The organism is Sphingomonas bacterium (assembly GCF_903644135.1).
In the GTDB taxonomy this organism is placed as follows: domain Bacteria; phylum Pseudomonadota; class Alphaproteobacteria; order Sphingomonadales; family Sphingomonadaceae; genus Sphingomonas.
Genome location: NZ_CAHJXA010000120.1, coordinates 1 through 8,049, shown reverse-complemented (window position 1 = coordinate 8,049; position 8,049 = coordinate 1). Strand labels below are relative to the sequence as shown.

The window sequence follows — 8,049 nt, the reverse complement described above, 5'->3', positions numbered from 1 at the left end:
TGGCGTCGGCGAGCGCGCCCAGCGTGTTCTCCAGCCCGAAGAAGAACGGCGAGCGCAGGACGAAGCCGACCGCGACATCGTGGCCGTCGACCGGGAACAGCTTCGCCAGCCTGACCTCGCCGGGATGGCGCGCGGCGTAGAGGTTCAGCGCCGACGCATAGCCGTCGAGCAGCGCGCGCACGTCGGCGGGCTGGCGGTCATAGTCGCGGTCGACCGTCGCGCGTGCGCCGAGCAGGTGGAAGGCGTAGTCAGCCGCCGCGCCGTCCGTGCCGGTCACCGCGCCGCCGCGGCCGCGGGTCATCGCCAGCACCTCCTGCAGCGTCGCGAAATCATCCTCGGCGTGCGCGTAGCCGATGCCATAGGCGACGTCGGGATCGGTGCGCCCGAAGATGTGCGGCACCCCCCAGCGGTCGCGGGCAATGACGGTGTCGTAGCGGCGCGGCGGCGGCGCGGCGGCGCGGGTGGAGGTCAGCGGCTCCCACACGGCGAGGCCGATGGCGACGAGAAGGATGACGGCCAGAAGTCCGAACCCGATGCGTTTAGATAGCCGTCGGGCCATCGCCGATCTCCACATTTCCGCCCACCGTCACCCGGACGTGTTCCGGGGTCCATGGGCTCGCCTGCGCGCCGCCGGCTTTTGCGGCACGACGGAAGTGAGGACAACCCTTCGCCGCCATCCCGCCGCCGGAACCTTTGGCCGCTCCCCGGCCCGACGAAGGCTTGTGTGGCATTAGGGCAACACTACATCCGATGCTCAACGAAGGGGCCAGCATGAACCTCGAGAAATTCACTGACCGCGCCAAGGGCTTCCTCCAGTCGGCGCAGACCGTCGCGATCCGGCTGAACCATCAACGGATCGGGCCGGAGCACCTGCTAAAGGCACTGCTGGAGGACGAGCAGGGCATGGCCGCCGGGCTGATCCGCGCCGCCGGCGGCGACCCGATGCGCACCGCAAGTGAAGTCGACGCGGCGCTGGCCAAGGTGCCGGCGGTGACCGGCTCGGGCGCGCAAGGATCGCCGGGGCTGGACAACGACGCGGTGCGGGTGCTCGACCAGGCCGAACAGATCGCAGGCAAGGCGGGCGACAGCTTCGTCACCGTCGAGAGGCTGCTGCTGGCGCTGGCGTTGTCGACCGGCGTCGCCGGCCGCGCGCTCAAGGCCGGCGGCGTGACGCCCGAGGGCCTCAACGCAGCCATAGACCAGCTGCGCCAGGGCCGCAGCGCCGACACCGCTGGTGCCGAAGAGCGCTACGACGCGCTCAAGAAGTTCGCGCGCGACCTGACCCAGGCGGCGCGCGACGGCAGGCTCGACCCGGTCATCGGTCGCGACGAGGAGATTCGCCGCACCATCCAGATCCTGGCGCGCCGCACCAAGAACAACCCGGCGCTGATCGGCGAGCCCGGCGTCGGCAAGACCGCTATCGCCGAGGGGCTGGCGCTGCGCATCGCCAACGGCGACGTGCCCGACACCCTCAAAGGGCGGCGGCTGATGGCGCTCGACTTGGGCGCGCTGATCGCAGGCGCGAAGTATCGCGGCGAGTTCGAGGAGCGGCTGAAGGGGGTGCTTGACGAGGTCAAGGCGGCGGCGGGCGACGTCGTCCTGTTCATCGACGAGATGCACACGCTGATCGGCGCGGGCAAATCCGAGGGCGCGATGGACGCCGGCAATCTGTTGAAACCGGCGCTGGCGAGGGGCGAGCTGCATTGCGTCGGTGCGACCACGCTCGACGAGTATCGCAAGTACGTCGAGAAAGACCCGGCGTTGCAGCGGCGCTTCCAGCCGGTGTTCGTCGGCGAACCGACCGTCGAGGACACGATCAGCATCCTGCGCGGGCTGAAGGACGTGTACGAGCTGCACCACGGCGTCCGCATCACCGACGCCGCGATCGTCGCCGCGGCGACGCTGTCGAACCGCTACATCACCGACCGCTTCCTGCCCGACAAGGCGATCGACCTGATGGACGAAGCCGCCAGCCGCATCCGCATGGAGGTGGAGTCGAAGCCCGAGGAGATCGAGACGCTCGACCGCCGAATCATCCAGCTCAAGATCGAGCGCGAGGCGTTGAAGAAGGAGACCGACGCCGCCTCGCGCGACCGGCTGGCGACGCTGGAGGGCGAACTTGCCGATCTGGAGGAGCAGTCGGCGGCGCTTACCACCCGCTGGCAGGCGGAGAAGGACAAGATCGGTGCCGAGGCCAAGCTGAAGGAACAGCTCGACGCCGCGCGTGTCGCGCTCGACCAGGCGCAGCGATCGGGCGACCTCGCGCGGGCGGGCGAACTTTCGTACGGCACCATTCCGCAGTTGATGAAGCAGCTCGACGACGCGCAGGGCCAGACCGCCGGCGCGATGCTGCGCGAGGAGGTGACCGCCGACGACATCGCCGGGGTGGTGTCGCGCTGGACCGGGGTGCCGGTCGACCGGATGCTGGAGGGCGAGCGCGACAAGCTGCTGCGCATGGAAGCGGAGATCGGTAAGCGCGTGATCGGCCAGGAAGAGGCGGTGCGCGCGGTCTCGACGGCGGTGCGCCGTGCGCGCGCGGGGCTGCAGGACCCGGGGCGGCCTTTGGGGTCGTTCCTGTTCCTGGGACCGACCGGCGTCGGCAAGACCGAGCTGACCAAGGCGCTCGCCGAGTTCCTGTTCGACGATTCTTCGGCGATGGTCCGCATCGACATGAGCGAGTTCATGGAGAAGCACGCCGTCGCCCGCCTGATCGGCGCGCCGCCGGGCTATGTCGGGTATGAGGAGGGCGGCGTGCTGACCGAGGCGGTGCGGCGGCGGCCCTATCAGGTGGTGCTGTTCGACGAGGTCGAGAAGGCGCATGGTGACGTGTTCAACGTCCTGCTGCAGGTGCTCGACGACGGCCGGCTGACCGACGGCCAAGGGCGGACGGTCGACTTCAGCAACACGCTGATCGTGCTGACCTCGAACCTCGGGTCGCAATATCTGGCGGGGCTGGGCGAGGAGGAGAGCGTCGCCGGCGTCGAGCCGCAGGTGATGGAGATCGTCCGCGGCCATTTCAGGCCCGAGTTCCTCAACCGGCTCGACGAAATCATCCTGTTCCACCGGCTCGGCCAGGCGCACATGGCACCGATCGTCGACATCCAGGTGGCGCGGGTGGGCAGGCTGCTGCGCGATCGCAAGGTGACGCTGGAGCTGACCGATGCGGCGCGGGCGTGGCTCGGTCGCGTCGGCTATGACCCAGTCTACGGCGCACGGCCGCTGCGGCGTGCGGTGCAGCGGCATTTACAGGACCTGCTGGCGGAGATGATCCTGAGAGGAGAGGTGAAGGACGGGGCGATGGTGCGGGTGGATGAGGAGAATGGAGCGCTATTGCTAACAAATGGACAATAAAAAAGGGAGCAGAAGGATTATCCTCCGCTCCCTTCTTGAGTTTAGAATTATCTTAGAACGCCAAGTCAAAACCCAGGCGAACGAAACGAGGTTGCTGATAGCTTAGCGGCGTGCCGTAAAGTGGGTCGGAAACATAAGCACCAGCTGCTGTCTTTCCGGTCTCGTGCTGAACATAATACTGCACAACATTGTGAGCATCAAACACGTTGAACACATCAGCGCGTAGTACCAGATGCTTGCCCAAAACAGCACCGGGCACGGTGAAGCGGACTGACAGGTCGACCTGTTTGGTCCAGTCGGTTTTGATCCCGGTGCCACGCGGAGACGGTGCGGTCGTGGCATAAGTTCCTGCAGCGCTCAAAGCACCAACGGCACAATAAAAACTCGACGGACCATAACCTGCTGCGTTGGGATCGGTTGGATGAATACCTTCGCAGGACTCATGAGCTGGAGACTGGAATAGCAGATTGGTACCGACCAACAGATAGTCCGTTAGATGGTAAGCAGCAAAGGTCTTGATCTCCAGTGTATGATCATTGGGCAGGATGCCCTTCGAGTAATCGGTTAAGCCAAGGTAATCATAATCCTGCGTTGAGCCAGCGTCCGTCTGAGCGCCGTTGCCGGCATCCGACTTAACCGTGCCTTCATAGTTGCCATACGAGCGTGACACGGTGATGGAGCCGGTTGTGAACCACTTGCCGTTATCCGCTACCTTCCAGTCAAAAATTCCTGCCTTATAGTCTCGTGTCGGCTTTGGAAAAGTTAGTCCGGTCAGCGTTACAGTATTGGCGGTGTTGGCGAAATCCCGCACCTTTAAAGTAGAAGATCCCGGGTTCCAGATGTAGTAAGCCGAATTGGCACTGTAGAAATTACATGATGTAGCCGTTGCTGCTGTTGGGTTATCGCAATTCAGAGCATTATATAAGAAAGGAGCGAAATCAGTGTCTTCTGAAATCCTAGACAACTTGCGGTAAACACCCTGCAGGCCCACCGAGACACGCTGATTCAACTGATAACGAGCGCCGAGGATGAATTCATCCTCATAAGTGGCTTTAGTACCTATTGCCACCTTGGCTGCCGCAGGATCTTGGAAGTTTGCACCGAAGACAGTACAAGCGGCAGTGCCTGCAGGCGACGTCGGATTACCTGGAGCACCCGCAAGCCCGGCCGGACATGTCGTCCCATAACCGGCAATGCCAGTCAGCGGTACCCCTAAATTGATCAGCGGCAAGCCGGTAACTGGGTCCTTGGGGAAGGTCAGGGCATTGTATCCGGCAGGATAAGCGAAATACTCGCGGAAGTAGTTATCACGACCACGGAAGCCGAGGTTCATCGCCGGGGGAATAAAGTAACGACCATAACTGCCGCTGAAGCGGAACTTAGAGTCGTTATTTGGCGTGTAGCTGAAACCCGCCCGACCCGCAAAGTTACCTTTGAAATTAAGATACTGCTGACCCGACAGGTTAGACTGATTAAATTCGTCGTCACGAACGCCCAAGTTGACCGTGAGACCGGTCAACGGCTCCCACGAATCCTGAAGATAGAAAGCACGATCGCGGCCAGAGACCGCGCCACCAAGACGCTCATATGTGAGGCGGACGCCATTGGGGCTGGCGCGGTAATCATACTGGATCGGCAGCGTGCCGTTCAGCTGCGTGATCTTAGTTTCGCTGAGGTCCTCATTATCCATGCCGAACCGAATATGGTGGCGGCCAAGCAACTCAAACCGCAAGTCACCGTCGAATCGATAGAAGCGCCGCTTGGTATCGTCGATCGTCTGACCTGAAAAAGGCTGCAAAGTAGATATCAAACTTGCCGGGCCGTTGGCAGTCGCAGTAGCCGCCCGATACAACACATAATAAGAGTTCGGGCTACTAGGAGCCACGTCGTTGGCATCCTTGCTGACACCATAAGCACCGGATAACTGGAAGAAGTCGGTGACGTTACCCGTATAACGGAAAACGTAATTGTCACCACCAATCTTCTGCGTTTCCCGCCCAGTCGCTGTGCCGATTGTACCACCGGTAAACTGCGGGTTTGCAGCAAACCCGTAGTCGTTAATATAGGTGGTTTGCTTCGTGGTAAAATAAGTAGCCTCTAAATGCTGCGTCGGGGTCAAATAGATATCGACCTTACCGCCGTAGAACGGGTCGCTGCTTTCATCCCGCTCATAGGTACCAGCCAGCGGAAACGCACGCTTTGTCGTGCGGTCGTTAGCCTGGAATAGACCATATACGAACACGTGATCCTTAAGCAACGCGCCGCCGCCCTCGATTGACAGCTGCTGGTTGCTGTCACGCGCCAAGTTGCCGATAGTCGACGGATTACCGGCCAACCCAATGTTGGGCAGGCGAGATTGCAGCGATGCTAGCTCGGAGTTGCCGTGAATTGCCATGAACGGCGTGTTCGAACCGGACTTGGTCGTCGCATTGATTACACCGCCCGTAGCGCGTCCGAATTCTGCCGCATAGCCGCCGGTCTGAACATCAACGGTCTTGTAGAAATCAAACGGCACCCGCGACGAACCGACGTAGGTGTCAGGATTGGTGATGTTCAAGCCGTTAATGTAGTAGGCGTTCTCCGCGACTGACGAACCACCAATCGAGGGCACCGACTCACCAGCCGCATTGCTGAAGCCTGGAACTCCGCGAGTCACGCCCGGTGCCAACAGGATGAGCGAGGTGATATCGCGTCCGATGGGTGCCTGAGACGCCAAGGCCGGCACGTCGATGTTCAACCCAGACTGGGTTTTAGTGAAATCCTGCCGAAGGCGCGATCCAGTGACAACGACGTCAGCGCCAGCGCTGGCGCTGGTCAGAAGAAGGGTAACCCGGCTCTCCTGCGCAGCAGCAATCGTCAGGGTATCAGCATAGTCTCTGAAACCATCAGCGTGCACCGTTACGTCATATGTACCAGGCGTCAGCCCAGCCGCTGAAAAGGAGCCGCTAGCCGATGCGACGAGAGTCCGTGTCTGGCCCTGCGATTGCGAGTGCAGCGTTACCTGCGCTCCGCCAACAGCGCCATTATCGCCGGTCACCGATCCGGAGATTGCTCCCGTGGTATAATCCTGTGCGGCCAATGGAGCAGCCATAGTGGCCATGCCAACGCCTGCACCCAAAAGTGCCAACGCCTGCAGGGCGGCACCGCCGCGAAGTGCCTTACGCACAGATACCAAGGTTTTCATTGCGGTCCCCTTCTCAAGCCCCCTGCGACGCTGTTGCGGTCCGCCGGCGAGCGATGCTCATTTCACGACCGATCTCGTGAACCTGCGTCGTTGGTGCGTTGCGGCAATCAATCTGTAAAGCCGGCATTGAAAGACGTAAGTCGGTTGCCGACCTATTGTCACCTTGTTGCAACAGGCATCGCCCCCGCCACCAGCAGCGGATCAAGCCGCGCGCCGCGCCAGCGCAGGCCCCAATGGAGATGTGGGCCGGTGGCACGGCCGGTCATACCGACCAGGCCGATCGGCTGGCCCTGACGGACATGGTCGCCGGCTCGCACGTCGATCCGGGACAGATGCAGGAACGCGCTCTCTAGGCCCATGCCGTGGTCGACGAGCAGCAGGTTGCCTTCCAGCGTGAAGGGATGATCGGCGGCGAAGATCACGACGCCGTCGGCGGGCGCGAGCACGACGGTGCCGGTCGGCCGGGCAATGTCGATGCCGGAATGGTAGGAGCCCGCCTCGCCATTGGCATAGATGCGCTGCGACCCGAACAGCGTCGAGATGCGGCCGGTCAGCGGCCAACTGAACGCCTGCCGCCAGCCGGCGGCATCGGTGACGGTGCGCCGCGCGGCTTCGATCTGCGCCTGCTCGGCCGGCCTGATGCGGGCGAACTCGGCGTCGGGGAGCGGCGTCTTGGCGAGGGTCGGCAGCCGCGAGATGTTCCAGCCGCGCGCAGCGATCGTCAGCGGGCGGACGAGGCGGTGGCCGTCGGCGAAGGTGACGGTCAGCGTCGCAGCGGTCGGTGCGTCGCGGTCGAAGCCGATGATGAAGCGGCCGTCGGCGGCAATCGTCACCGGCTTGTCGTCAAGCGTCAGCGTGCTCGCCCCCGCCGGCACCTGGCCCTTGATCAGCCCTCCTTGCGTCACCTCGCCGGTCCAGCGCAGCCCCGCCTCGCTCGCCCGGAGGTCCTGCTGCGCCGGCACCGCCGCTGCGACCGCTGCGAGCCCGAGCAGCGCCGCCGCCAGCCTGCCCGGCCATCTCATCGTGGCGCGAGGACCTCGCTGGCGAGGGTCGCGCCGGCATAGGCCTCCTGCCGCACGACACTCCAGTAGCGCAGGTCCTCCAGCGCAACGCGCGCGCCGGTCGCGGCGCAGACGACATGGTCGCCGGGGCTGAGCACGCGAAAACCGTTGGCCATGAAATGCAGCCGCGCCGGCCGGTCGGAGTTGGACATCAGCATCGTGGCACTCCTCTACAACAGGCTGGGCTGTTCCGACTTGCTCCGGTCATAAAGCCGCGCCCCGCCGCGCTCAACCCGCGCTCGCCCGGTGCTCGCTTGATCGACACGGGCGTCGACCGCGCCATCGGCAAGGATCAGGCGCAGCGTCCCCGCCGCCCGGACCGCCGCCGCGCCGGTCAGCGTCGCGCCGTCCGCCCGTGCTTCCACGCGGGCATAGCCACGTTCCAGCACCTTTTGCGGGCTGAGCGAGGCGATCAATCGCCAGCTTGCCTCGACCCGCGCGCGCGCCGTCTCC

At 63.5% G+C, this 8,049-nt stretch carries 5 protein-coding genes and 1 pseudogene; 1 reads left to right on the top strand and 5 read right to left on the bottom strand.

The annotated features are described in order from the left end of the window. The coding region (locus tag HUU96_RS07965; RefSeq protein ID WP_174292300.1) for a penicillin acylase family protein at positions 1-559 on the bottom strand (559 nt) is incomplete at its 3' end. Positions 560-771: 212 nt separating this feature from the next. Between HUU96_RS07965 and clpB the strand changes: the two genes are divergently transcribed. Further along, positions 772-3,351, top strand: a complete 2,580-nt coding sequence (gene clpB / locus HUU96_RS07960) for an ATP-dependent chaperone ClpB (protein ID WP_174292299.1) — start codon at positions 772-774, stop codon at positions 3,349-3,351. Positions 3,352-3,403: 52 nt separating this feature from the next. Here clpB and HUU96_RS07955 read toward each other — a convergent pair whose 3' ends face one another. The 4 genes and pseudogenes from HUU96_RS07955 to HUU96_RS07940 form a co-directional block, all read right to left on the bottom strand. Further along, on the bottom strand, positions 3,404-6,535 hold the full coding sequence (locus HUU96_RS07955) for a TonB-dependent receptor (protein ID WP_174292298.1): 3,132 nt from the start codon (positions 6,533-6,535) through the stop codon (positions 3,404-3,406). Positions 6,536-6,693: 158 nt separating this feature from the next. Continuing rightward, positions 6,694-7,557 carry a M23 family metallopeptidase gene (locus HUU96_RS07950; protein ID WP_174292297.1) on the bottom strand — a complete coding sequence of 288 codons (864 nt, stop codon included), beginning with the start codon at positions 7,555-7,557 and terminating at the stop codon, positions 6,694-6,696. Further along, positions 7,554-7,754: a DUF2093 domain-containing protein gene (locus HUU96_RS07945; protein ID WP_174292296.1), complete on the bottom strand. Its 201-nt coding sequence runs from the start codon at positions 7,752-7,754 to the stop codon at positions 7,554-7,556. Before HUU96_RS07945 ends, HUU96_RS07950 begins: the two co-directional genes overlap by 4 nt. A gap of 12 nt (positions 7,755-7,766) precedes the next feature. Continuing rightward, positions 7,767-8,049 (bottom strand): annotated as a pseudogene (locus HUU96_RS07940) (exodeoxyribonuclease VII large subunit); the annotation flags it as partial.

Bases quoted from the DNA above. Each gene is read 5' to 3' on its own strand.
- HUU96_RS07945 (WP_174292296.1), bottom strand. From the start codon at position 7,754: ATGCTGATGTCCAACTCCGACCGGCCGGCGCGGCTGCATTTCATGGCC.
- clpB (WP_174292299.1), top strand. From the start codon at position 772: ATGAACCTCGAGAAATTCACTGACCGCGCCAAGGGCTTCCTCCAGTCG.
- HUU96_RS07955 (WP_174292298.1), bottom strand. From the start codon at position 6,535: ATGAAAACCTTGGTATCTGTGCGTAAGGCACTTCGCGGCGGTGCCGCC.
- HUU96_RS07950 (WP_174292297.1), bottom strand. From the start codon at position 7,557: ATGAGATGGCCGGGCAGGCTGGCGGCGGCGCTGCTCGGGCTCGCAGCG.